Here is a 25,057-nt window from a genome sequence, read left to right as displayed (position 1 = left end):
TCTAATTAAGGGAGGAAATATGAAACAGCGAGATTACTACTTTGACAATGCCAAGTTTATCTTGATTTTTTTCGTCGTCTTTGGCCATCTTTTGCGCTCGTTCATTGAAGACAATGAAATGATCTACAATATTTATAAAGTCATATATACATTCCATATGCCAGCCTTCATCCTGGTTTCAGGCTTTTTTGCAAGAGGCTTCAACAAAAAAGGTTATGTAATGAAAATAGCAAAGAAATTGATTCTGCCATATTTCATTTTTCAACTCATCTATTCAATTTTTTTCTATTTTCTTTACAGCAAATCGACCTTTACGATCGATCCGCTGAATCCGCACTGGTCATTATGGTTTTTGATCAGCCTGTTCTGCTGGAACCTTATGCTGATCGGCTTTGCAAGGCTTAGCGCACCGACAGGTCTTTTGATTGCATTTGGACTAGGACTTGGCGTGGGCTATGTTGATTGGATATCCAATTATTTGAGTCTCTCCAGGACATTCGTATTCTTTCCGTTGTTCCTGCTTGGATACCATTTAACAAAGGACCATATCAAAACATTGACCAGGCCTTCATTTAAAATTGGAGCACTCGTTGCATTCACAGTCGTATTTTTAGGATTCTATTTCAATCCGGATATTGACTATAAATGGCTCCTTGGATCAAAGCCCTATTCAATGATGGAAGCTGCATCGATTTCAAGCATGTTCACACGTTTAAGTTTTTACCTGTTAAGCTTGCTGATGGTGTTCAGTTTCCTGACAATCGTACCTAAAAAGCAATATTTCTTTACTGACCTTGGGAAAAATACACTTTATGTGTATTTACTGCATGGATTTTTTGTCCGGACCTTCCGCGAAAGCGAGGTCCAGAACTTTTTCCACAGTCCCGAACGTTTTATCCTGCTGGCATTCATCGCCCTGGTGCTTACTTTCTTGCTGTCAAGCAAATATGCGGCCGCATTCGCACAGCCGCTAATCGAATTCAAGACATCCAGGATCAACCGTCTTAAAACCAGGATGGCAGCCATCGTCCGCTTCTATCGCCGAAAGCTGTTGAGCCAGTAAATTATGACTAAAAATTGCCAAGAGCCATTCATCGAGAATGGCTCTTTCCTTTTTCTTCAACAGGATTCAACCTGTCTTTTTTGTCTAAACTGAGATATAATTGGAAGTTGACTTGCTGTGGATTTTTATAAAGGAGATTTTTACATGAATATCGTCTTAACAACGCTAAACGCGAAGTATATACACACGAATCTTGCCATTAGATACCTCAAGGCATATGCTCAGCCGGAATTCGATGCGAGCATTGTTGAATACACAATAAAAGACCCTGTGATCAACATCGTGTCAGACCTGATCCAAAAGAAACCTGATGTGATTGGTTTCAGCTGCTATATTTGGAACATCGAAGAAACCATTAAAGTCATTAAAATGATCAAAAAAATCAATTCAGACATCTTGATTGTCGTCGGAGGCCCTGAGGTTACCTATGATGTCCAGGAATGGATGGAAAAAGTGCCTGATTTCGACGTGATTGTCATCGGTGAGGGTGAACAGACATTCAAACAGCTTCTTGAAGGATACTCAAAAGAACAGGACTTTTCAGGAGTACCCGGCATCGCCTACCGGAATGGAGAAAGCATCCAGCTGAATCCTCAGCGCAACAAGCTTGACCTAAAAGACCTCCCCTCTCCATATCGCTTCGAAGAGGATGCTTCACACCTTTCCAAAAGGGTCACGTATATTGAAACGAGCCGCGGCTGTCCATTCAGCTGTCAATTCTGCCTCTCATCTATCGAAGTCGGTGTACGTTACTTTGACAGGGAAAAGATCAAGGATGATATCCGCTATTTAATGGCAAATGGTGCGAAGACCATCAAGTTCGTGGACAGGACGTTCAATATCAGCCGGAGCTATGCTATGGAAATGTTCCGATTCCTGATCGATGAGCATCTCCCCGGGACCGTATTCCAATTCGAAATCACTGCGGACATCATGCGGCCCGAGGTTATTGCCTTCCTGAACGAGGAAGCACCTGCAGGATTGTTCCGCTTTGAAATCGGAGTCCAGTCCACGAATGATTATACAAATGAACTTGTCATGAGAAAACAGAATTTTGATAAACTGAAACGGACTGTCACAATGGTCAAGGAAGGCGGCAAGATTGACCAGCACCTTGATTTGATCGCCGGTTTGCCGGAAGAAGATTATCAATCGTTCAAGAAAACCTTCAATGATGTGTTTGCGATGAGGCCGGAAGAATTGCAGCTAGGCTTCCTGAAGATGCTAAGAGGGACTGGTTTGAGGCTGAGAGCTCCTGAACATGATTATATCTATATGGACCATTCCCCATATGAAATCCTCGGGAATAATGTACTTGATTTCAATGATATCATTAAGATCAAGCAGGTTGAGGATGTGCTTGAGAAATATTGGAATGATCACAGAATGGACCATACTGTTGAATTCCTGGTCACCAGCGTCTTCCCCTCCCCATTCGACTTCTTCCAGGAATTCGGATCCTACTGGGAAACAAAAGGATGGTCGAGGATCGGTCACCAGCTTGAAGACTTATATAAAAGGCTATACCAGTTCCTGAAGGAAAAGGGTGTGGACCACCTTGAGCAGATTGTCAGTTTGATGAAATACGACTATCTCGCCAGCATGAAATACAAGCCCCGTAAGCCCTGGTGGGAGCTGACATCTGACAAAAAGCAGCGGTCTGAATTATACAGGGATATCATCAAGAATCCCGAGGCGCTTGGCCATCAGTTCACTAATTTGAAGATGAATGAAAAGGATCTATACAAACACACTCTGCTAGAAGATATCACAATCGATCTGGATAAACTGATCAAACATGGAGTAATGGAGAATTCTCCGTCACATCTCCTTGTCTATTTTGATTCTAAATCAGAAAAACCTTATTTTTTCCCATTTAAACAGGAAAATTTTAAGCCGGCTTGATTAAGCCGGCTTTTTTCTATTTACAGTCCTTTTCGGCTTTATGTTTCACCTTTTTACCAGCAAAAGGCTGTTCATAAAACTTCCCCGCATTAAAATCGCCAAATTCCATGCCGAATTCAACGTTCAAAGGCTTCTGGTGCCGGACTTCATGCTTTTTCATCATGCTCTTCCTTTCCTGCCCTGCTTTGAATTCCTGTTTGCAAATTTCCCCGGATCTTCACCATGAGCAAATTCAGCAGAAAATTCACTTTCCTGAAGATTCTTCTTAGGTGTGTTTGTATATTTAGCCACAGCATTTCTTTCTGCCTTCCTTTTAGCCATTCTAACCACCTCCATCCTTTATTTTTTTCAATGTGTGATTTGCTATGTACAGTTTTGATTACCTTATTTTACAAACTGAACTCTCTTATAAAAAGCTTCATACAACAAAAGATAAACTCAAAAAGGAGGAGCAGAAATGGCAAAGAATGATCACGAGCTAAAACCATTGGATATCGAAGAAACATTGCCCCATCAAATCAACGCTCCAAGCTTCAAGGATACCGGAATGGAGATGAAACCACCCTTTAGGAATGAGCATGGCGTGATTATCGGTGACAGCCTTTACGCTTCTGAGGATTCACCGCTGGAAAATTGGTCGGATGAGACAGATCCGGCCGTCATGGCTGGTGACGAATGGGTCCATCCTACCAATGACATCGGCTGGAACACAGCAGAAAACAGAGACCTTCTCGAGGAAAAGAGAAAACCACAGGGCTATCCATTCATGCATCCAACAAAAGATGTGAGCAAGGGTCAGGATTAAAAAAATCCGGGAATTCTCCCGGATTTTTAACATTTATCCAATAATCACACGTTCCTTAGGAAAACCGATGCTTTCCTTGGTTGTTTTTCCGCCGATGATCAGCAGGAAGGAAATGACTCCTACTCTTCCGATGAACATCAGGATGATCAGGACCAATTTGCCAATATTTGATAGGTCGGGTGTAATCCCCATTGATAATCCAGTTGTCCCAAAGGCAGATGCAACTTCAAAGATGATCGCAAGCAATCCATGGTCCTCTGTCACCATCATGATGATGACAGCAAGAAAACAAATCATGACAGCCATAATTGAAACAACAAGTGATTTGATGATGTCATCCTGGTGCAGCTCCCTGTTAAAGATCTTGATTGCTCTCCTTCCTCGGGCAAAATGATAGAGGAATAAGAGGTTTAGTGCAAAGGTAGTGGTCCGGATTCCTCCACCGACAGAGCTTGGTGATGCCCCTATAAACATCAGTGCTGCCATCAGGAATAACGTCGGGTCTGTAAAATCATTGACATCCATCGTGGACAGACCGCCACTTCTTGTTGTCGCCGATTGGAAGAACGCATAAAAGAAAGAATCAAGCCATGACTTATCGGAGAAGAAATGATTGAATTCCAGACCCCAAATAGCGATTGTACCGAAAATCAGGAGAATGAGAAACATCAGTGTAGTGATCTTCAAAAAAAGTGAAAAATGAAACGGAGCACTCTTTTTTCTCCTGAAAAGGAAGCTTTTCAATTCAACCAACACAGGGAAACCAATTGCCCCTAGAGTAATCAAAAGAATATTGATTGTCACCACAAAATAATCCTGAGCGTATGGAATCATTGAGGCACCGGTAATATCGAAGCCTCCATTGGTTGTGGCACTTATGGATGCAAACAAACCGTGGAGAAAAGCTTCCTGCCATGTTGGAAAGTATTTAAGAAAGTATATTCCCAGAAGCAGAGCACCCATCAATTCAATGATCACGATGATGATCAGGATATCCTTCAGCATTTTCACAAGACCGGACATATTGGTTTGGTTCTGGTCCATCATAATCAACCTGCGTTCTTTCAAGCCGATCTTCTTCCTGATGATCAGCCAAAAAAAAGTTCCAAGGGCCATGACGCCGATGCCGCCAAACTGAAGGACAAACATGAGTATAAAAATTCCTTGAACAGTGAAGGTATCACGAATTGTCACAACGGACAGGCCGGTCACACTGACTGCACTTGCTGCAGTAAACAACGCATCCATAAAAGTCCATTTTGCACCTGGCTGTATGGCAACAGGCAGGCTCAATAAACTCATGGAGACCATTACGGCAATTAAATAATACGCCACAATGATTTGTGCCGGAGATAATTTGTTTAACCTTCTTCTTATATTAATCCACATACTTATATCCTTTCAGTTCTCAGTTCATTACTACCTATGATAAAGAAATTCAACGGATTAATAAAGTATTTTCCTGCAGTTCCCATAGCCACTTATTATGGATGAGGCACCTTTGCACAAATTCTTCTGCTTTCTGGGTAAGAACGCGCAGATCACCTTTAGAGAATCGGAACGAAAAATCCATGATATAAAAGTTACCATTCATGAAGTTGTCCGCAATGTCCAAACTATTCATACAGAGATTTTTCTCTGTAAACCTATAAAAGGAGATGAAAACATGGCTCGAAATTCAAATAAATTGCTGGTTCCTGGTGTAGAGCAATTCATGGATCAGGTGAAATATGAGATTGCCCAGGAGTTTGGCGTAAACTTAGGCTCAGATACTGTTTCCAGAGCAAATGGTTCAGTTGGAGGAGAAATCACCAAACGTTTAGTTCAGCAGGCACAGGCCCAGCTTTCTGGACAAAGACAAGAATAAAATATAGCAAGTCCTCAGCAACGTAACTAAAACCGAATATAGATATGGAAAAAAGTCCGGAACCACGTTCCGGACTTTTGACATTCTCTATTTTTTGCCTGAATTGTCTTTTGGGTTCCCAGCTTTTCCTCTTTGGCCATTATTCTGGTTTTGATTCACATTCGGCTTTTTATCATTTTTATATTTTTGTCCACTGGGATCAGGCTTACTGCTCCTATTAGTAGCATGTTTCTTATTTGATTGGCCGTTGCCGTTCGATCCGGAATTAGAATTATCTTTCTCGTTCTTTTTATCAGAAGCTGGATTCCTTCGCTGTTCTGAATTTGAATTGCCTTTTGGTGGCTCCGGTTTATCTTTCTTTACCTGGCCTGGTGCTTCCTTTCTTTTTTGCTCCGGCTCCGGTTCCTGCCTTACAGGCTGTTGAATCGGCTCCTTCTTCTCTTTCTTTGGCTCGGCTTTCTTTTCTTTTTCAACCGGCTTTGGTGCAGCTGTTTTTTGCTTCTCTTTATACACACCAGTCGTAACACCCTGCTTAACAGCCTTCTCCCTGTCTTCATTCGTTGCTTCCATTACCTTAAGATTCAAATCTTCATCGGTTGTTGACTTCTTGATTTCAGCAATTTTTTGTTCCAATTTCCGATCCACTGATTTTTTTGCCTTTGTTTTATGGACTGTTGCAATGACGACTTCATTCTTATTGCTAAAATATCCCTGGGCCTCAATTTTATCAAGAATCATTTCTGCAACAAGGGCAGCATCTTTCTTCTTCCAGCCCTCTAATTCTGTGATAATTTGTTTCCCTTCCGGATTGTATCCTTCCATTTGAAGAACCTTCAAATCATCATTGACCGCCATTTCTATGCTCGGATTCACATCTATGGACATATATGCGTATACCTGTCCGTCCTGGTAAACAGGCAGGATTGCAGCCATGACAAGCATAAGTGCTGCAGCCAGCATGATTGACCTTGCCTTAAGACTAGTTAAAAATGAAACGTCTAACTTTCTTCTCTTTGCTTTTTCCGATTCTGGAAAAAAGTGAATTTCTTCTCCTACCTGATAGTCTTGCTGAAGCTTTCGGGCGCGCAAAAACTCGCCTTCGGGGGTCAACAATGTTAGGTAAAGATCATTGATTTCAAGGATTACTCCTTTTCTCATGTCTCCAACACCCCTTTAATATAATCCTTTAAAAACACATAATCCCCAATTAAAATAAGTGCAATTGCAATAATATATTTTCTGTTTCTCTCTATAGTTTTTCTGCTGACTTTGACCATTTCTTCCAGTTGCTTGATTGGCAGTCGTTTTTTCTCGAGCAGCAAGCCCTTCAATTCTTCATTTTCTACCATCGCCTTTGCGACGAGCATGGCATTTTTCCGGGCATCAGCATGCTTTGGTGACTGTTCCAGCAAGTCCTGGAATGATAAATCAAACTCAGATAATATTGTTTGGAATTGGATGATCTCTTCTCTTCTGAGTTCCTGTTCTGTTTTTTTACGGAACTCATCAAGTGAAAGCTCATCTTCAAGTGTAGACCGATGCTGCTCTTCCTCATTTGGGTCATTAGAGATATTAAAGCTCAGGTTTTGATTCCTGCTCTGCTGGCGGATATAATCGATAACCCTCCGTTTAATCATCACTTCTGCAAAACTCAACAAGGAATTCCCTTTTTCGGATGAATATTTCTGGATTGCCTCATTAAAGGCGATGAGGCCAATGCTAAATTCATCGTCAGACTCATGTATGTACCTCTTGCAGACAGACGAAACAGTCTTGGCAATAAAAGGTTTGTAAGAATCAATTAATTCTTCTCTAAGTGCAGCATCCCCCTGGTGGATTTTTTCAACGGTTTCTTCCAGCGGCCTGCGCTTTTTCTTTGCCATGAACAATAAACTTAGCAATAGCCTCACCTCTTTTCCTCCACACATTATATCATATCTGTCAATTTCTCTATTGTGGTTAGGCAGGGAAAAGATAGCCGTTTCGGGCTATCTTTTCGAGTCTATTGTTCAAACGATATTAATTTTTGTCATTCCCTTTTCCGTGGCCATTTCCGTGTTGTGCTTTGTTGTGTGTTTTCTTTTCTTCTTTCTTGCCTTGCTTAGCCTGGTGCTTTTCCTCTTTCTTCACCTGCTTTGCCTGACGCTTTTCTTCTTTCACCTGCTGCTTTGCTTCCTTACGCTCTTGTTTCACAGCAGCCTTTTCAGCCTTACGCTCTTGCTTGGCTTTTTCTTTTTGCGCCTTTACAGGAGCAGCAACTGCTGTATCATCATCAGCAGGCATTGTTTCTTCAACTTTTACAACATCATCTTCAGTTTCAGGTGTTTCATCTGCAGGCAGGAGATCTGGCTCAACCACAGGTTCTAATTCAATTGGTTCAACCTGGTCATTTTGATCTTCTTCTGCTGGCTTCTCACCGTACTTTTCTTCTATTTTCGCCAATTTCTTCGCCATCTTGGCATATGTCTTGTCAATATTCTTTTGAAGCTGTGCCCTTGCATTTTCATTGCCTACATGCTCCATAGCTGCTTTTAATGCAATGATATTCTGCCTGAGCATTCCTTCGATCTCCTCAAAAGGATCCTCGCTTACAGCATCATCGTCTTCATTTTCAACCACTTCTTCTTCATCAGTGGCTTCGTCTGTATCTTCGTCAGTTTGTTCAACCGCATCAGCATCATCTGCTGGTTCCACTTCTTCTTCAGCAGACTCCTCAGCTTCTTTATCTTCACCATCTTCTTCAGAGACCGTTCCGGCTTCAGAAGCTAGGTCCTCTTCTGCGTCATTTGATGTTTCCTGATCGACGATGTCCTGAGTGGTTTCCATGTATTGAACAGCCGCTTCAATCACTTTAAGCGCTTCTTCTTCTTTTCCTTCAGCGAACAAAGCCCCAGCTTCAGCAAGGCGTTCTGATGCATATGCAGCAAGCAATTCTGCTTCTTCAGCCTGATCAAATGTAAAAGCAAGCTTGATTTTCTCCAATGCTATTTTGGCAAAGTAGAAGAAATCTCCAGGAATCAGCGTTGGATTGATTTCTTCCAGTTCTTCCACCTGGGATTTTGCTTCTTCAATTTCTTCTGGACTGACATTTTGCATTTCTACTGTTTCCAGATCAGAATGGTTTTCTTCTGCCATTGCAACCGGGGAAAATGTGAATGTTCCAGCAAGCACTAGAGCTAGGGTACTCTTTGCGATTTTCTTCATCTCTTGGTTAGATAGTTTCTTCATTCTCTGTTCACCTCATGTGTTTTTAAGAGCGGCCGCTTTAATCACTAAATGGTTACGTTTGCACCTGGGGGGTTATGGGGGTTTTACTGAAAAAAATAAAAAATTCCAGTCTATAGTCGACCGGAATTATCTCTTCATTGCTGTAACCTTGATTTTTTTGCAAACCCTACCGGGCAGGATTAGTATGTAGATTGTTCATTCACTATAGAACCTTAAGATCAGTTTCCTGATCAATAAACCGATCAGTACTCCTGGAATGACAAACATCATCGGCAAAAACACCGGACCTGGAAAAATCCCAAAAATCTTGATCTTGGGTGAAATCATTAACCCAACAGTCACAAAGTAAGCCGAAAATACGAAAGGCAAAAAAGTAATCTTTTCATCTTCTGGCATCACGCTCCTATATGCATCCCACATGGCGAACATGTATAGACAGGGGTAAAACATCAGCCATTGATAATCCATCACCTGCATGGCCATTCCCGTCTCACCAAGGAAGCTGTACATTATTCCTTTGTTGAAATTACTTTTCACGTTAACAAGGAACTCGAGTAAGACAAATAATATGCCCTTCACAAGATTACCCGTCAACAATTGGGCAAATCCAGGCAGTGCGATGCTCCACATTACCGCTTCTAGTTTGGTTAATTTCTTTTTTATCGCCACGACAAGATTCATCCTTTAAACGATTTATTGGACTTTCATTGTATGAGTGCAAATTCCTTCAATTTCAAATTGGTCTTTTTCATCCTTTTCGTTCTTCTACTTGTTTTAGATTGTCCAAATTGTGCTTTGAATTATCATTTTTCCAGTTAATTGTTAAGAAATAATCTAAAAGACCCCTAAATCCCCTCACTATAGCAAACAAAAATAAAGGCCGTCCCTCAATTAAAGGACGGCTGACATTTATTTATTGCTTCTTAAAAGTGAGACATAATTCTTTGCGAAGGTGACCCAATCTCTTTTCTCGGAAAAATAGCTCTTGAACAAGTCCAGGAATAATGGATACTTTCCTTTATAGGGATACCATTGAATCTCTGATTGCATGAAACCCTGGTCCTCCATTATCGCTTTTTCATGGCAAAAAATCCTCAACCCTGCTTCGGAATGATAGCGCCCAATGCCACTTTCCTTTGCACCGCCGAACGGGAGACCATGATTGGCGACAGTGATGATGACGTCATTGATGACGACAGCTCCGGACACCAGGCGGGACGCAACACGGCGTGCCTTTTCCTTGTCCTTTGTCCATACGCTTGCATTTAACCCATAAGCTGTGCCATTCGCATAGACAATGGCCTCTCCTTCGGTATCGAATGGAACCACTGGAAGCAACGGTCCGAAAGTCTCATCCTGGATGATTTTCATATCCTGTTCAACATCCGTAACAACCGTTGGCGGCAGGTACATGCCTTCCTTCCACTCCTCAGGTTTAAGCCCTGTCACCAATTTCGCTCCGCGCAGAAGCGCTTCCTCCAGCTGCTCCCTAACCACGTTCTTCTGGGCTGGAAAGGTCATGGAACCTACATCTGCATCGATGTCATCCCCCTGCCTGAGTGATTGCACTTCACCCTTCAATTTCTCAAGGAAGTCTCCATATACTGTCCGTTCAACATACAGGCGCTCAGCACTCATGCAAACCTGGCCGCTGTTCGTAAAAGCACCCCAGACAGCAGCCTTCGCTGCCCGATCCAGGTTGGCATCGCCGAAAACGATCATCGGGTCCTTCCCGCCCAGTTCAAGGGTAGTCGGGATTAGATCTTTTGCTGCCTGCTGCTGAATGATCTTGCCGGTGCGTACAGAGCCTGTGAAAAAGATATAATCAGGCTTGCCGGCCGTGAAGGCGGCGCCAACTTCTTTTCCTCCGTGGGCCACCTGTATGGTCCCATCAGGGAATCCCGAACGCTTGAACAGCTCTTCGATACATTTTCCGACTAGCGGGGTTACCTCTGACGGCTTTAAAATAACAGAGTTTCCTCCTGCCAGGGCGCTAATCATCGGAACCATCGCCAGCTGAAGAGGATAATTCCAGGGGGAGATCACCAGAACCACCCCACGAGGCATATATTCTATGAATGATTTCTTGCCGAACAGCAGTAATGGCGTTTTTGCTTTTTGCGTGCCTAGGACCTTTTCAGCATGCCTGATGATGTGGTCGATCGCATCAAGTGTTGGCATAATGTCAGCCACAATTGCTTCGGTCAACACCTTCCCTGTATCATCAGAAATGACCCTCGCAATCTCGTCCATCTCATCCACCATTAACTGTTTGAGCTTTCTTAAGTAACCCATCCGCTGAGCGATTGGCAAAGTACTCCAACTGGCGAAGGCCTTCCTGCCCCGCTCATAAAAGTAAGGCATTTCATGGACAGGCGTCTCTTCCATTTCAGCGATTATTTTTCCTGTAGCCGGTGCGACAACAGGCATTCTCCGTATATCTTCAACTGAATGCACATTCATTCACCTGCCTATACTGATCAAGTATTTATATTATGTTTATTTGATAATGCGGCTTATGCTTATTCTCGCGGTAAAAGGCTGCCATTGAAGCAATCCCATCCCTGAAATCAGGACATACAATCCCTGAGTCTTTCAAATCGTCCTGGGCCTGCGAAGAGTCAAAACGGCCTTTCCACGTAAAATAATCAAGCGCTTCCTTTTCAACACCAAGATACCTTCTCAAGCCCCTGAACTGAAGCCCTGCCTTAGCCAGGGATAAAGGCACCGAACCCACTGGCTGCTTCTTCAACAATTCAAACATCATCATTTCATACAGCTCTGAGACTTTGTAAGGTTTCGGGTCAGTTAGATGATACGTCTTGCCTGACCCAATTTCTGCAAATGTCAAATAGGTGGTCGCTTCAATAATATAATCCACGGGAACGAGATTGACAACAGTTTCGCCCGTGCCAAGCTTTGGCAAGAAAGGCATGAAACCAAGCCGGTCGATAAAATTCATGATAAAATATGGGCCATCAAATTTAATGGTTTCCCCCGTTTTCGAATGGCCTTTCACGATTCCCGGCCTGATAATGGTGACCGGAATCTCCGACTTAAGAGAGTCTACCAAGACTTCAGCTTCATATTTAGTCTCCTCATAGAAGTTTTTGAAGCCGGGTGGCTTGATTAATTCGTCTTCATAAAGGATTCCCTCTCGTTTACCGGCAACATATGCTGTGCTGAAATACGTATAGCGTTGAATATTTTTTAATCTTTTTGCCCATTCATTCACATTCCTGGTCCCTTCAACATTCACCCGGTAGGCGATGTCCTTAGGAACTGCCAGGTCATATATGGCTGCAAGGTGGAACACATGGGTAACGTTCTTCTCAAGCTGATCAGCCTTTACCGGAGATATATCCAGACCGGAAACCGTTATGTCACCTGTTAAAATCTCAAATCGACTTTCATCAAGGTTAAAGTCCTTAACAATTGCAGCCCTCTCAGCCTCTGCCTTTTCAGCCATAGCAGGCAATACGAGGACATAAACCGTCCCTTTCCCTTCATTCCTCCGTAATACTTCCCTGATCAATTGATTGCTGATGAATCCTGGAAAGCCAGTGAAAAAATATCCGTATTCCATGGACGTCCTCCTAAACACAGTAATTAGCTATATTTTATCGATAAGCGCTTATATCCGCAATCACTTTGCTGACTATTCTGAAAAATACGATGAATAACGGGTATGATTCTTGATTGAAGTCCCTCGTTTATCGTGATGTTCTATTCCATAAAAAAATGCCCGGCTATTTCCAGCCAGGCATCACGTATTATCTTCTTCTTCTAAAATCTTGAGTTGAATCTTCTTCCTTTATGTGTTGGAGAAGTTCTTCCAGCATACCTGCCATCTCTTCCTTTGAGTATTTCCCTTTCTGGAAGGATTTTGTCTGCTGTTCGACTCCTGTTTCATATTCTGAATCTGTATGCTCTTTCAGCAGATAGGCTGGTACAAGATGGCCATCTGGTGTTGCATACATTTTATTCCTTCTGCGATAGTCCCTGTCGAAAAAGCTGTAGACCACCGGAATGACGAAGAGTGTCAGGAGCGTACTGCTGATCAACCCGCCAATAACGGTTATCCCCATTGGCTGATTGATTTCGGTTCCTTCGCCGATTCCGAGTGCGAGCGGAATCAACCCAAGAATCGTAGTTAAAGCGGTCATCAGGATTGGGCGTGCCCGGTCTTTTACCGAGAGAACAATCGCCTCATGCGGATTCAGGCCGCGCTCTTTCTTCTGATTGATGTAATCGACAATCACAATCGCGTTGTTCACTACAATCCCTGCGAGGACAATGATCCCTATAATGACCGTTAGGCTCACTGGAGTTTGCGTTGCGGTCAATGCAATGGCAACCCCAATCACCATCAGCGGCACAGTGAACATGATGACAAATGGATACTTCAGGGATTCGAACTGGGCAGCCATGACAAGATAAATCAGGATGATTGCGAGAACGAAAGCAAGCAGCAAGTCATCAATGGAAGATTCGAGAAGTTCTCTGTCCCCACTGAAAACAATCTCGGTTTCATCAGGCAAATCAAGCTCTTCTATCTTTTTATCCACTTGCTTGGACATATCTCCAAGGTTAGTTGAAGACTTGTACTTCATTGTGAATTCAACTGCACCCTGCTGGTTGATTCTCTGGATTTTAACAGGACCGCTGCCAGTTTCTATATTGGCAATCTGGCCAAGTGAAACATAGTTGCCATCAGGCTTCTTAATCAGCAGTTTTTTTAGATTATCGATATTCTGGGTTACATCGCTGTCATATTCCACATAGACACCGAGAATCTCTTCATCCTCCCCAGGCATTTGGGTCGCCATATCCCCTCTTGTCACATTGTTTACAACCATCGCTACTTGCGCAGGTGCCAGACCCTGTGCGAGCGCCTTTTCCCTGTCAACTGTGATTTGGACTTCTTCGACTGTGTCATTTTGGCTCGTTGTCAATTCATTGACATCGTCAAAGTCCTTCAGGGAATTATATATTTTTTCAACCGATTCATTCAGCCTTTTTTCACTGGAATCACGAACATTGAATGTAAGTGTGTTCGGAGCTGAACCTGATGTGGACTGGAGATTGAAACTCAGCTCAGCACTGCTGTTTGCCTCAGCTGCAGCTTGCTCAAGTTCCTTTTTCACATCATCAACAAATTGGAAGGTACTGACCTCCCTTTCCTCCAGCTCATCCATTTTCACATACAATTCTCCGATGTTTGCATTCGTTGTGCCTCTGAACGAGGCCTCCTGGGTTGTTCCAACCAGACTTACGTAGACATCAACATCTTCTTCATCTTTCAACTTATCTTCCAGTGCTGCCAGAACCTTTTCCGTCTCTGTCAATGCTGACCCATTTTCAAGGTTTACCCTGATGCTGAAGAAGCCTTCATCCGTCGGCGGGATAAATTGCGTACCGACCGTCGTCACTCCATAAGCGCCTCCGGCCAGCATCAGCAGTGTGATCAGAATGACAGCAAAACGATGCCGCAGAGCCCATCTGATCGATTTCTCCAGTCCTCTCATCGAGCCGGAGCGCTGCCTTCTCGCTTCGATGTTTTTCTTAGGCGCCTTCAGCAGTCTGCTTGCGAGCATCGGGACAACTGTCAACGCGACCACCAATGAAGCAAACAGACTGAATGAGATCGTCAATGCAAATTCTGTGAACAGTTCCCCTATGATTCCGGAAATGAATACAACCGGTAAAAACACGGCTACTGTCGTCAAAGTCGAAGCAGTAATGGCAGCGCCGACTTCCCTGGAACCATCCCTGGCTGCGGTTTTCGGATCCTTGCCCATCGACAGATGCCGGTAAATATTTTCAATGACAACAATGGCATTATCCACGAGCATCCCAATCCCGAGAGCCAGGCCGCCGAGCGTCATGATATTCAAAGTAAAGTCAGCGAAAAACATCAATACGAACGTAAAAATTACGGAATAAGGAATGGCAATCCCGATGATGAGCGGACTCTTCACATTTCTCAGGAAGAAGAACAGCACCAGCATCGCCAAGAGTCCCCCGACAATAAGCGAGTTTGAAATATTGCCGATCGCAAGTTTTATATAATCGCCCTGGTCAAAGAGTACATCGGACTTGATTCCAGCGTATTTATCTTTCTCAAGCAAAGTTTCCAGCTCATCAAGGAACGCTTTTGATACTGCTGCCGTATTCGCATCAGACTGCTGAAGGACACTCAGCAGCACTGACGGGGTCTGATTCGTCCTTGTGATTGTCCGGTCATCCTGTTTTTGCAGTTCGACGTTCCCGACATCCGCCAGTTTGACCTTCTGTTTCGTCACCGGATTGGTGAACACCGTCAGATTCTTCAATGTATCCAGTGAATCCAGAGTACTGATGATCCTCGTGGTCAGTTCTTTGCCTTCAGTCAATATCGTGTCACCCGGCATCGAGACATCATTCGCCCTGATCAGATCAACAATATCCGACTGACTCAGTTTATAATCTCTCAACTTTTCCTGGTCCAGTTCCACCCTCACTTCACGGACAGATGTCCCTGATAAGTTGATGCTGGCGACCCCTTCGACCTTGGTTAGTTCCAGTTCAAGCTCTTCAGCAAGTTCCCTTAGCGCGGATTCATCCTTTCCAGAGCTAAGCGATAGCTGGATGATCGGGAATTGAGACGGGTCAAACTTCATGAACCTCGGCTTATTCGCATCGTCCGGAATAGGCGTCATATCCAGTCTTTGAATGACTTCATCCTGGATATCATCTATATTGGTTGTCCATGAAAACTGCATCAGGATCAGGTTTGCACCCTCCTGCGAAGTCGATGTCATCGTCTTGATTCCCGGCAGTGTCGCCAGATTTGCTTCCAGAGGCTTTGTCACCTTCTCCATAACCTCTTCAGGACTTGCTCCCTCATAATTGGTCACGACCACGCCAACAGGCGGATTTATATCCGGAATGAGTTTCAATGGAATCCTCATCAATGAAACCACCCCGAGAATCAAGACCAAAAACATCGTAACCAATGTAAAAACAGGTCTCCTGATCGAAAAATTGCTGATTTTCATACGCTAACTCCTTTCGGCGGTAAACCTTATGACTGACCGGACGTTTTTTAAAAGATACCATTCTAAATATAGTGAAGCATCAAGGATAATTCAACTATCAAATATGCAATGTTTAAGAACAATTTTTAACATACCCTCCATTTTAAATGAAGCAACGGATTTATGAAAATTTAAGACACTGACTGTGCCTAGTTTTATCATTAGGGATGTGCCCCAACTTGATCGTTTTTTTGGGTTATGGGTACATAATTGAAGTTTATGTTACCCAATTCCTCCGTTCCTCTGAGTTTCGGGCACATATTCGGGGTTTATGTTACCCAATTCTTCTCTTCCACGGAGTTTGGGGCACATGTTCGGGGTTTATGTGACCCAAATTCTCTGTTCCTCTGAGTTTCGGGCACATAATTAGGTTTTATATTACCCAAATCTCCTGTTCTCTCGGGTTTCGGGCACATAATTAGGTTTTATATTACCCAAATCTCCTGTTCTCTCGGGTTTCGGGCACATACTTACCCAAAAAAAGAACGCGGTAGCCTAAGCCACCGCGTTTTTCCCAGTTTTTGATAATGTTATGCCGGTGAAGCCTGCTGCAAGGGTCAATACCGGTGAAAGCAGGCAAAAGAATGCAAATGGGACATATTCCATTGTGCTGACTCCGAGGACGCTGCTGAGGAAAACACCGCACACACTCCATGGGACAAGCGGATTGGTAACTGTTCCTGCATCCTCGAGGACCCGGGACAGGTTTTTCGCGTGGAGCCCGGCTTTTTCAAAATGGTCTGCGAATGTATTCCCTGTCAAAAGGATCGAAAGGTATTGCTCACCGATCAGCAAGTTGATTCCAAGAGCAGAAAGTGCTGCTGAACCAATCAGCACCGGCCCTTTTTCCAGACTGCCGGCCAGACCTTGTAATAACGCAGGCAGAACCCCTAGCTTGAAAAGCAATCCGCCCATGCTCAAGGCAAGCAGGACAAGTGTTACGGAAAAGAACATACTTTCAATTCCGCCCCTTGACAACAGTGAATCCAACTGGGCATTTCCGCTCTCAGAAACATAGCCAGAATATAAGATTCCGGGCAGCGCTTCCCACTCTTGCATTGGGACAATAAACATACTGATCACCATCGCTGCCAGAGTCCCTGCTGTAAGGGTCATAATTGATGAGACTTTTTTAATAGCCAGAACCACGATCACTGCCAGCGGAATCAAAGAGTACCAGTGTACAAGATTCATCTTCATAAGGGTGTTCTGCAAATTCTCTAGTTGGGTGAAATCCGCTGAATGGAGCTCCGGTGATAGAAACCCAAATAAAATAAGCGAAATGAAGAACGCAGGGACCGTTGTCCAGGACATATTTTTAATATGTTCAAACAGGTCCACCTTAACAGTGGATGAAGCCAGAACCGTCGTATCTGAGAGCGGCGACATTTTATCCCCCAGGAAGGCACCCGAAATCACTGCTCCGGCTGTAATAGCCAGGGAGAAACCCAGTGCTTCACTGACTGCGATAAAAGCAACCCCGATCACAGCTGAGGTGGTCAACGAGCTGCCTATGCTCAACCCAACTATGGATGTGATGATAAAGACAATTGCGTAGAACCACTTGCCAGTCACCAGATCAAATGCAAAGAATATCAGAGTCGGAATGGTACCAGCAGCAATCCAGCTGCTGACAAGCATCCCGATGAAGAAAAATATCATTACTGCACCAAGGCCTGCCTTCGCACCCTCAACCATGCTTTTTTCAAGGTCGGCCATCTTGATTTTTTTCATTAAACCATAAATCGTCAGCGCCATGATCCCAATGATGACAGGAATATGGGGCATTAGTTCCAGCTTGATCATGCCATAGCTAATTCCTGACAAAAGCAATACTATTACTGCTGCGGCTTCGAAAGTTTTTAAGGTGATAGATTCATTTTGATGGATCATGCTGATTCCTCCAATTAATCGTAAAATGCAAAAAACTCCTCAACGTTTAGGGACGAAGGAGCTCCGCGGTACCACCCTAATTGGCAAACAATTTGTCTACCCACTTAATTAACAGTGCCTTCTAAGACAGGTGTATTTCGAATTTGCCACCGCCTGGATTTTCAGCTGCCATCCAGTTTCTTTTCGCTGCTCGTGGGAATTCTACTAGGGTCTGTCAGCACAATCCCTCTTTTTCACTTAAACGCTTTTATGCATAAAAGCGTTATAGAATACTATTACTATATTATGAAAGTAATAGTACGTCAAGAAGAAACTGTTTGTGTGTTAGACTCGGCTCCACAAAACCTATAGGTTAAATTCCACCATAAAAAAAGAGCCGGCTATTTTATGCCGACTCTCGTTATCTTAAGATGCATCCATAGGGTTATAAAGTTTTACTTCCGGGTTCTTATCCTGGAACCATCTTAGGGCAAATTCATTTTCGAACAGGAATACTTTCTTGTCGAAGCGGTCAGTCACTAGCAGGCTTCGGGAGCTGGACAGGTTCTCGTTCACATCGTCGCCTTCGATCCAGCGGGCGATTTTGGAGCCTTGTCTTTCCATGATGACTTCAACATTATATTCATTCCGCATCCTGGCTTCGAATACTTCGAATTGAAGCTGTCCGACAGCACCGAGAAGGTACTCTTCCGTCTTCAATGTCTTGAACAGCTGGATGGCTCCTTCCTGGACAAGCTGCTGGATTCCTTTATGGAAGTGCTTTTGCTTCATGACGTTCTTGGCTGAAACCCTGACGAAAAGTTCCGGGGTGAACTGAGGAAGCTTTTCATACTGGAATCCTTCCTTGCCAGATACGATTGTATCGCCAATTTGGTATGTGCCCGGATCATAAAGCCCGATGATGTCACCGGCAACAGCTTCCTCAACAGTACTGCGGTCATCAGCCATGAACTGTGTGGACTGCGCAAGCTTCATCGTTTTCCCTGTCCGGCTAAGCTGGACGGTCATTCCCCGTTCGAACTTTCCTGAGCAAATGCGCAGGAAAGCAATCCTGTCACGGTGGGCCGGGTTCATGTTAGCCTGGATCTTAAAAATAAAACCTGAGAATTCTTCGGATTGAGGATCCACTTCTCCTACCGTGGAGTTCCTTGGCTGTGGCGCAGGCGCGAATTGCAGATAGGAATCAAGGAAAGTCTGAACACCGAAAGTCGTCAAGGCACTGCCAAAGAATACCGGTGTTAATGTCCCATCGACAATCCTTTCCTTGGAAAATTCATTTCCCGCTTCATCCAAAAGCATGATTTCTTCTAATGTCTGTTCATACAGTGAAGACTCTTTCATGGAATGATCTCCATCAATTTCGCCTTCTTCATTCAATGCAATAAAACGCTTGTCTTCATCAACCCGGAATTGCTCGATTCGGTTATTGAATCGGTCATAGATTCCGAGGAACTCTTTGCCCATTCCGATTGGCCAGTTCATCGGATATGATTCGATGCCAAGAACTTCTTCAAGTTCAGCTAATAATTCAAGAGGTGCTTTCCCCTGGCGATCCAGCTTATTGATAAAAGTGAAGATCGGGATTCCTCTCATGCGGCAAACCTTGAAGAGTTTGAGAGTCTGATCCTCAATCCCTTTTGCTGAGTCGATGATCATCACAGCGCTGTCTACCGCTGTCAATGTTCTGTAGGTGTCTTCGGAGAAGTCCTGGTGTCCAGGTGTGTCAAGGATGTTCACTTTGAAGCCGTCATAATCAAATTGCATTACACTGGAGGTAACGGAAATTCCGCGCTGCTTCTCGATTTCCATCCAGTCACTCGTCGCAAACTTTCCTGTCTTCTTCGCTTTTACGGTACCCGCATCACGGATCGCGCCGCCGAATAGCAGCAGCTTTTCCGTAAGCGTTGTTTTCCCGGCATCCGGGTGAGATATAATCGCAAACGTTCTGCGTGATAATACTTCATCTTGTAATTTTTTCATGATTTGATGTTTCCTTTCTGTTTAAAGGCAAAATTCCTCATAAAATTAATCTTATCTTTCTGGAGGAAAGTTTGCAATCCTGCAAATGCATATCAGAACTTTTAATTATTTCCTTGGAACTATTATAATAATAGTTCAGGAGGTGCGAAAGTGGATTCAGTTACCCATACTTTATTCGGCTTAGCCTTATATGGCGCCGTTGATAAAAACCATATGGAGAAAACGCAAAAGCGTGCCTATTTGCTGACAGCTGTTGGCGCAAGCCAAATTCCTGACATAGATGTCATTTCCCAATTTTGGGATAATGAAGGACTTTACCAAATGTGGCACAGAGGCATCACTCATTCTGTGTTTCTGACTCCAGTTTGGGCATTGTTGTTTGTATTGCTGTCTTTTCTTCTCTTTAAAGTGAAGGATCTCAAATTATTTTTCCTCGGTTGGCTGGCAGTCTTTATCCATAATACAAGTGATTTGTTCAATGCCTGGGGAACAGGCTATCTCGAACCATATTCAAATATCAGGATCACTTTCGGCACAATCCCGATCATTGACTTTGTATTCTGGGTCATACTAGGGACAGCTTTTATTGCTTCACGGAAAAATAAAGCGAAAAGTCCGTATTATTTTAAAATAGCATGGGTTTTCATTGCGCTGCACATTGTTGTCCAGAGTGTCCAGGGCTGGTTAATCTATAATCAGTATGAAAATGATTATAAGCAGATTGCCCTTTCAGCCGGCTTTATTCCATGGACATATACGGTAATAGCCAAAAACGACAGCGACGTTAAAATCTTTCAAGACAACCTGTTCACTGACAGAAAGCTGCAATATGAGCTTACTTCTGCTGAGGAAACAGACCTGAATGGACTTTTTGCGAGGAAACCAGAAGCAAAGACGCTTTACGAATGGTCGCCATTTGTAGTCATCGTCGATGATGGCGAGAAACTCGGAGTCTATGATCCGCGCTTTTACCGAAATGGCCAATCGTTCCTGTTTGAATATATCGATAAAACCCAGACCAAATAAAAGAGCAGCCAATTGGCTGCTCTTCTATTATTACATTCTCGTTTCTATATCGTCCATAAGTTCATCTATTGTGACAGTGATATCATTCGTTTTTCTGGCTACTGCGATCGTGAATTCCAATAACTCTTTATATTTATCTACTGGAATCATTGAATTCGTCTTCTCGTATTCATTCACTTTAAGACCGAGATTTTGCAGGATCATGATTGCCTCTTCTACAGATCCTCTCTCAACTTCATACATTCTGATTCCCCCTATTTCTCTGGTTGAATTCCATTATGAGGGAGATAAACCTATTTTTAAATGGTAAAACTTTCATCTATACCCAGTTACGCTGTAAAAAATAGGATATTAGTCTCTACTTTTTAGTTTGCGAGAAAAATATTGATTTGAAAACGTTCATTACAGTTAAAATCACACCTTAAGAACCATGTCGTTCTTCCTTAATTTACACAAATTTTTTCATGGTGTGTTCATATTTATATTACTTGATAATCTTGGAAATCTCACTGATGAATTCCTCACCTGGCATGAACCTGCCTCCGCCCTGAACAAGCTGGTCGCTGCCTCCGCCTTTGCCGTCAATCATTGATAGAGCATGTTTTGACCATTCTTTCAAATTGCCGCGGGTGTTCTTACCCCGGGCAAAAACAAATTGAAGTTTGTCATCATTTTCAGCCACTAGCAAGAATACCTTGTCCTCAGCCTGTACAGCGAGCATCCTGGCAAGCTTTTGAAGTTCCTGGATCCCCCTATTTTGATAAACACGGCTGACGATTTCTTCTGTATTGGCTGCAGCCAGATCAGCTGCTTCATATTTTAGTAATTGGTCTCTCATTTCCTCGATTGACTTTTCGGATGTCTTTTTCTGGCCAAGCAGTCTGTTGACCGCGGACACCATTTCCTGTTCAGGTGCATTCAGCAGAACCGCCAGCTGCTTAAGAATGTCATGCTTTTGCCCGAGCTCGCGCAACACTCTTTGCCCACATACAAACTCAACACGGATAATTTTCTTCTGTCTTTCCCATCCGAGGATTTTCAAATGGCCTACTTCGGCTGTGCTGTTTGGATGTGTTCCCCCGCAGCCGTTATAATCGAATTCCGGTATGATGACGAGCCTGATGTTGTTCGAGACTGACAATGCTTTTCTGAGTTTGTATTGCTTTAATTCGTCCTCATCGACCCATTTAGTCATGACTGGCCGATTTTCAAGGATCACCCGGTTAGCCAGCTCCTCTACCCTGTCAGCTTCCTCCGCTGACAGACTTTCTATATCGAGGTCGATTGTGAGCGTATCTTTCCCTAAATGGAAACTGACTGTTTTATAGCCATACAGTTCCTCGAACGCTGCCGAAAGAATATGCTGTCCAGCATGCTGTTGCATGTGGTCAAACCGGCGGTCCCAATCAATTTTCCCTTCTACAGGCATTCCATCTTCCAGCGGCTCTTTTATGTAATGGCGTATCTCTCCGTCAATTTCCTCGACATCCACAACTTCTACTCCATTCAGAATACCAGTATCAAATGGCTGGCCGCCGCCTGTCGGGTAAAAAGCTGTTTGAGTCAATACTGCATAATTCCTGCCTGACTCATCCAACCCCTGCCTGACCAGCTCAGCACTAAAGCTACTTATGTAAGCATCTTGATAATATAACTTATTCTCCATGGTCAAATTCACGCTCCCGATCATAACAACTTATGCTTTTCAGTATACCATTTTTTCTAATTCCTAAATAAAAGACAGCTCCCTTAAACGGAAGCTGTCTTCATCACTTATAAAGTGCCCAGAGCCTGTTCAGCTTTGCTGATCAATACTCTTCCCCGTTCCACAAGTTCCTCCGGAAATGGAGCGTCCTTGTCGGCAGGTGATTTGAACTGGTCGAATGAACCAGTCAGGGCCCCTATATTCCCTTCTTCATCCACATCTGTTTCAAATTGGTGATCCAGGAGGAACGGTGTCCCCATCTGGACGAATGTTCCATCATCGTCAAGCGGACCGCCAGTAGACTTGAAAGGAATCCTGACATACTGCTGGTCACCATGATCATCATTCATTTTGTAATCGATAAAGGCATGGTCATATTCCCAGTTGCCGTTTACTGTGAAGCCAAGCGGCTCGAGTTTTTGCTTCAATTCACCCACCGGGACCTCTTTACCGTCTAAATTTGATTGAATCGGTACCATTTTGCAAACCTCATTTCGTATTGGATTCGGTATATTCACTTTTTCCACCGCAATAAGGTTATCAAACATGCAGGAACACACTGGTAAGATATATGGTTAGCTATCAAACAGGGCACTTTCGTTGTAAATGAATAGGTACCGTGGTAATGCCCCCTTCTAAAACAGGCAAATCTCTACGAGTTACCCGCTAATCTCTACAGTTTCGCAATTATTCTCTACGGTTACGACCATAATCTCTACGAAATTCTGGATATTCTCTACGAAATTCACCTTATTCTCTACATTTTTCAATAAACAGAAAAAGTGGAGGCCGCAATCAGGCCTCCACCAATCATTTATTTCGTCAAAAGATACACTACAGATTCATACGGACGAAGATTGACCCGTGACACATCTATACTTCTATCAGCATAGTTGGAGAGCAGGATTTCTACATTATATCCCTCTGCTTCAACAGTATCCGGCAATTCAAAAACCGTATCTTTCCCATAAAAATTGTTCACGACGAGCAGCTTTTCATCCTGTCCGTTCCTGACATAAGCAAAGATGTCAGGGTTATCTTCGAGAATCAGCTGGTAATCGCCATATGTGATGATATCGTATTGCTTTCGCAATTGAATCAGCTTCTTATAATGATAGAAAACTGAGTTTTCATCTGCGAGCGCATTTTCAACATTCACACTCTGATAATTTTCCGCTGCACCAATCCATGGAGTCCCTTTTGTAAAGCCGGCATGCTCCTCGGCATTCCACTGGACAGGGGTCCGTGAGTTGTCACGTGACTTGCTCTGAAGGATTTTCAGGATTTGCTCTTCAGGCATGCCTTCTTCCTTTTTGATTTTATACATATTCAAGGATTCTACATCGCGATAATCCTCGATGTTTTCAAAATAAGGGTTGGTCATCCCGATTTCTTCACCCTGATAAATATAAGGTGTACCCTGCATCATATGAATTGCCGTTCCGAGCATTTTAGCAGATTCCCGGTGGTACTCACCGTCATTTCCATAACGGGAAACAACACGCGGCTGGTCATGGTTACACCAGAACAGTGCATTCCATCCTCCGCCCTTATGCATTTCTTCCTGCCAAAGAGATAAGATCCGCTTAAGTGCAAGGAAGTCAAAATCAGCCAGTGTCCATTTATCGCCGTTTTGATAATCTACTTTTAAATGATGGAAATTGAATGTCATGCTCAATTCATTTCGCTCTGGATTCGAGTATTTGATGCAGTTCTCAATCGTAGTCGAAGACATCTCGCCGACCGTCATGCTGTCATATTTAGAGAATACCTCTCGATTCATTTCCTGCAGATACTCATGAACCCGCGGACCATCCGTGTAAAATTTACGGCCATCACCTGGAGGCACGGAACCATCATCATCAGGAAAATCCTGATCCTTTGAAATCAGATTGATGACATCAAGCCTGAAGCCATCAACGCCCTTTTTGAACCAGAAATGCATCATTTCATATACATCATTGCGCAGCTGTTCATTTTCCCAGTTCAAGTCAGCCTGGGTCACATCGAATAAATGAAGATAATATTGTCCTGTCTCCTCATCGTACTCCCAGGCATTTCCGCCAAATTTGGACTCCCAATTTGTCGGGGCACTTCCATCTTCTTTAGGATCTTTCCAAATATAATAGTTACGGTATGGACTGTCCTTGGATTTCTTTGCATCCTGGAACCACTCATGCTCAGTTGATGAGTGGTTCACAACGATATCCATGATCAGCTTGATTCCGCGTCGATGGGCCTCTTCAAGAAGTCGGTCGAAGTCTTCCATCGTGCCGTATTCCTCATATATCTTGAAATAATCCCTAATATCGTAACCGTTATCCCGCTGAGGTGAATCATAGATTGGCGTAAGCCAGATTACATCCACACCCAGTTCCTTTAAATAATCCAGTTTGGCGATAATCCCCGGAAGGTCGCCTGTTCCATTGCCGGTCGTATCATAAAAACTTTTTGGATAGATTTGATAGACAACCGACTTTTTCCACCATGGTTCAGTCATGATAAT

At 43.5% G+C, this 25,057-nt stretch carries 21 protein-coding genes; 5 read left to right on the top strand and 16 right to left on the bottom strand.

The window, feature by feature from the left end; genetic code table 11:
* Positions 1-19 precede the first annotated feature (19 nt).
* Positions 20-1,063 (top strand): acyltransferase family protein, encoded by a 1,044-nt coding sequence (locus J7E38_RS04925; RefSeq protein ID WP_214709873.1) that lies wholly within the window; start codon positions 20-22, stop codon positions 1,061-1,063.
* Between the two features lie 144 nt (positions 1,064-1,207).
* Positions 1,208-2,968, top strand: a complete 1,761-nt coding sequence (locus J7E38_RS04920; RefSeq protein ID WP_214709875.1) for a B12-binding domain-containing radical SAM protein — start codon at positions 1,208-1,210, stop codon at positions 2,966-2,968.
* A gap of 16 nt (positions 2,969-2,984) precedes the next feature.
* On the opposite strand, the gene J7E38_RS04915 is transcribed toward J7E38_RS04920, so the two are convergent.
* Entirely contained in the window at positions 2,985-3,128 is a 144-nt protein-coding gene (locus tag J7E38_RS04915; RefSeq protein WP_215038255.1) for a hypothetical protein, read from the bottom strand.
* Complete coding sequence (locus J7E38_RS04910; RefSeq protein WP_186326636.1) at positions 3,128-3,289, bottom strand: hypothetical protein; 162 nt, start codon at positions 3,287-3,289, stop codon at positions 3,128-3,130. Before J7E38_RS04910 ends, J7E38_RS04915 begins: the two co-directional genes overlap by 1 nt.
* A 136-nt stretch (positions 3,290-3,425) precedes the next feature.
* Between J7E38_RS04910 and J7E38_RS04905 the strand changes: the two genes are divergently transcribed.
* Positions 3,426-3,773 carry a DUF3905 domain-containing protein gene (locus J7E38_RS04905; RefSeq protein ID WP_214709879.1) on the top strand — a complete coding sequence of 116 codons (348 nt, stop codon included), beginning with the start codon at positions 3,426-3,428 and terminating at the stop codon, positions 3,771-3,773.
* A gap of 33 nt (positions 3,774-3,806) precedes the next feature.
* Here the strand turns inward: J7E38_RS04905 and J7E38_RS04900 are convergent, their stop codons facing one another.
* On the bottom strand, positions 3,807-5,162 hold the full coding sequence (locus J7E38_RS04900) for a TrkH family potassium uptake protein (RefSeq protein WP_214709881.1): 1,356 nt from the start codon (positions 5,160-5,162) through the stop codon (positions 3,807-3,809).
* Between the two features lie 277 nt (positions 5,163-5,439).
* On the opposite strand from J7E38_RS04900, the gene J7E38_RS04895 reads away from it, so the two are divergent.
* Positions 5,440-5,640 (top strand): alpha/beta-type small acid-soluble spore protein, encoded by a 201-nt coding sequence (locus tag J7E38_RS04895; RefSeq protein ID WP_214709883.1) that lies wholly within the window; start codon positions 5,440-5,442, stop codon positions 5,638-5,640.
* Between the two features lie 87 nt (positions 5,641-5,727).
* On the opposite strand, the gene J7E38_RS04890 is transcribed toward J7E38_RS04895, so the two are convergent.
* From J7E38_RS04890 to J7E38_RS04850, 9 genes are all read right to left on the bottom strand, one after another.
* Positions 5,728-6,798, bottom strand: a complete 1,071-nt coding sequence (locus tag J7E38_RS04890; protein ID WP_214709885.1) for an anti-sigma factor domain-containing protein — start codon at positions 6,796-6,798, stop codon at positions 5,728-5,730.
* Entirely contained in the window at positions 6,795-7,541 is a 747-nt protein-coding gene (gene sigI / locus J7E38_RS04885; protein ID WP_215038236.1) for an RNA polymerase sigma factor SigI, read from the bottom strand. Before sigI ends, J7E38_RS04890 begins: the two co-directional genes overlap by 4 nt.
* 118 nt (positions 7,542-7,659) lie before the next feature.
* Positions 7,660-8,868 (bottom strand): DUF5667 domain-containing protein, encoded by a 1,209-nt coding sequence (locus tag J7E38_RS04880; protein WP_214709889.1) that lies wholly within the window; start codon positions 8,866-8,868, stop codon positions 7,660-7,662.
* 195 nt (positions 8,869-9,063) lie between these two features.
* Positions 9,064-9,549, bottom strand: coding sequence for a hypothetical protein (locus tag J7E38_RS04875; protein ID WP_215038198.1), 486 nt, complete (start codon positions 9,547-9,549; stop codon positions 9,064-9,066).
* A 228-nt stretch (positions 9,550-9,777) separates the two neighbouring features.
* Complete coding sequence (locus tag J7E38_RS04870) at positions 9,778-11,325, bottom strand: aldehyde dehydrogenase family protein (protein WP_214709893.1); 1,548 nt, start codon at positions 11,323-11,325, stop codon at positions 9,778-9,780.
* A gap of 31 nt (positions 11,326-11,356) precedes the next feature.
* A complete protein-coding gene (locus J7E38_RS04865) occupies positions 11,357-12,454 on the bottom strand; it encodes an SDR family oxidoreductase (protein WP_214709895.1) in 1,098 nt (365 codons plus the stop codon).
* 187 nt (positions 12,455-12,641) lie between these two features.
* Positions 12,642-15,908 (bottom strand): efflux RND transporter permease subunit, encoded by a 3,267-nt coding sequence (locus J7E38_RS04860; protein WP_214709897.1) that lies wholly within the window; start codon positions 15,906-15,908, stop codon positions 12,642-12,644.
* A 534-nt stretch (positions 15,909-16,442) separates the two neighbouring features.
* On the bottom strand, positions 16,443-17,840 hold the full coding sequence (gene nhaC, locus J7E38_RS04855) for a Na+/H+ antiporter NhaC (RefSeq protein ID WP_214709899.1): 1,398 nt from the start codon (positions 17,838-17,840) through the stop codon (positions 16,443-16,445).
* Positions 17,841-18,245: 405 nt separating this feature from the next.
* Complete coding sequence (locus tag J7E38_RS04850; protein ID WP_214709901.1) at positions 18,246-19,820, bottom strand: peptide chain release factor 3; 1,575 nt, start codon at positions 19,818-19,820, stop codon at positions 18,246-18,248.
* Between the two features lie 150 nt (positions 19,821-19,970).
* Here J7E38_RS04850 and J7E38_RS04845 point away from each other — a divergent pair, with 150 nt between their 5' ends.
* On the top strand, positions 19,971-20,846 hold the full coding sequence (locus J7E38_RS04845) for a metal-dependent hydrolase (protein ID WP_214709903.1): 876 nt from the start codon (positions 19,971-19,973) through the stop codon (positions 20,844-20,846).
* Between the two features lie 30 nt (positions 20,847-20,876).
* On the opposite strand, the gene J7E38_RS04840 is transcribed toward J7E38_RS04845, so the two are convergent.
* The 4 genes from J7E38_RS04840 to treC form a co-directional block, all read right to left on the bottom strand.
* Positions 20,877-21,089 (bottom strand): hypothetical protein, encoded by a 213-nt coding sequence (locus tag J7E38_RS04840; RefSeq protein ID WP_214709905.1) that lies wholly within the window; start codon positions 21,087-21,089, stop codon positions 20,877-20,879.
* 241 nt (positions 21,090-21,330) lie between these two features.
* Entirely contained in the window at positions 21,331-22,512 is a 1,182-nt protein-coding gene (locus tag J7E38_RS04835; protein ID WP_214709907.1) for an alanyl-tRNA editing protein, read from the bottom strand.
* A 107-nt stretch (positions 22,513-22,619) separates the two neighbouring features.
* Positions 22,620-23,030: a YugN family protein gene (locus J7E38_RS04830; RefSeq protein WP_214709909.1), complete on the bottom strand. Its 411-nt coding sequence runs from the start codon at positions 23,028-23,030 to the stop codon at positions 22,620-22,622.
* Positions 23,031-23,365: 335 nt separating this feature from the next.
* Entirely contained in the window at positions 23,366-25,051 is a 1,686-nt protein-coding gene (treC, locus tag J7E38_RS04825) for an alpha,alpha-phosphotrehalase (protein ID WP_214709911.1), read from the bottom strand.
* Positions 25,052-25,057: the final 6 nt, after the last annotated feature.

The sequence above is a fragment of the Bacillus sp. ISL-35 genome, assembly GCF_018613355.1.
GTDB lineage: Bacteria > Bacillota > Bacilli > Bacillales > Cytobacillaceae > Mesobacillus.
The sequence above is the reverse complement of the archived record's forward strand: the minus strand, read 5'-3'. Positions and strand labels throughout refer to the sequence as shown.

Bases quoted from the DNA above. Each gene is read 5' to 3' on its own strand.
- J7E38_RS04900 (WP_214709881.1), bottom strand. From the start codon at position 5,162: ATGTGGATTAATATAAGAAGAAGGTTAAACAAATTATCTCCGGCACAA.
- J7E38_RS04920 (WP_214709875.1), top strand. From the start codon at position 1,208: ATGAATATCGTCTTAACAACGCTAAACGCGAAGTATATACACACGAAT.
- J7E38_RS04895 (WP_214709883.1), top strand. From the start codon at position 5,440: ATGGCTCGAAATTCAAATAAATTGCTGGTTCCTGGTGTAGAGCAATTC.
- J7E38_RS04905 (WP_214709879.1), top strand. From the start codon at position 3,426: ATGGCAAAGAATGATCACGAGCTAAAACCATTGGATATCGAAGAAACA.
- J7E38_RS04910 (WP_186326636.1), bottom strand. From the start codon at position 3,289: ATGGCTAAAAGGAAGGCAGAAAGAAATGCTGTGGCTAAATATACAAAC.
- J7E38_RS04890 (WP_214709885.1), bottom strand. From the start codon at position 6,798: ATGAGAAAAGGAGTAATCCTTGAAATCAATGATCTTTACCTAACATTG.
- J7E38_RS04860 (WP_214709897.1), bottom strand. From the start codon at position 15,908: ATGAAAATCAGCAATTTTTCGATCAGGAGACCTGTTTTTACATTGGTT.
- J7E38_RS04925 (WP_214709873.1), top strand. From the start codon at position 20: ATGAAACAGCGAGATTACTACTTTGACAATGCCAAGTTTATCTTGATT.
- nhaC (WP_214709899.1), bottom strand. From the start codon at position 17,840: ATGATCCATCAAAATGAATCTATCACCTTAAAAACTTTCGAAGCCGCA.
- J7E38_RS04865 (WP_214709895.1), bottom strand. From the start codon at position 12,454: ATGGAATACGGATATTTTTTCACTGGCTTTCCAGGATTCATCAGCAAT.
- treC (WP_214709911.1), bottom strand. From the start codon at position 25,051: ATGACTGAACCATGGTGGAAAAAGTCGGTTGTCTATCAAATCTATCCA.
- J7E38_RS04875 (WP_215038198.1), bottom strand. From the start codon at position 9,549: ATGAATCTTGTCGTGGCGATAAAAAAGAAATTAACCAAACTAGAAGCG.
- J7E38_RS04840 (WP_214709905.1), bottom strand. From the start codon at position 21,089: ATGTATGAAGTTGAGAGAGGATCTGTAGAAGAGGCAATCATGATCCTG.
- J7E38_RS04880 (WP_214709889.1), bottom strand. From the start codon at position 8,868: ATGAAGAAACTATCTAACCAAGAGATGAAGAAAATCGCAAAGAGTACC.
- J7E38_RS04915 (WP_215038255.1), bottom strand. From the start codon at position 3,128: ATGAAAAAGCATGAAGTCCGGCACCAGAAGCCTTTGAACGTTGAATTC.
- J7E38_RS04830 (WP_214709909.1), bottom strand. From the start codon at position 23,030: ATGGTACCGATTCAATCAAATTTAGACGGTAAAGAGGTCCCGGTGGGT.
- J7E38_RS04850 (WP_214709901.1), bottom strand. From the start codon at position 19,820: ATGAAAAAATTACAAGATGAAGTATTATCACGCAGAACGTTTGCGATT.
- J7E38_RS04835 (WP_214709907.1), bottom strand. From the start codon at position 22,512: ATGGAGAATAAGTTATATTATCAAGATGCTTACATAAGTAGCTTTAGT.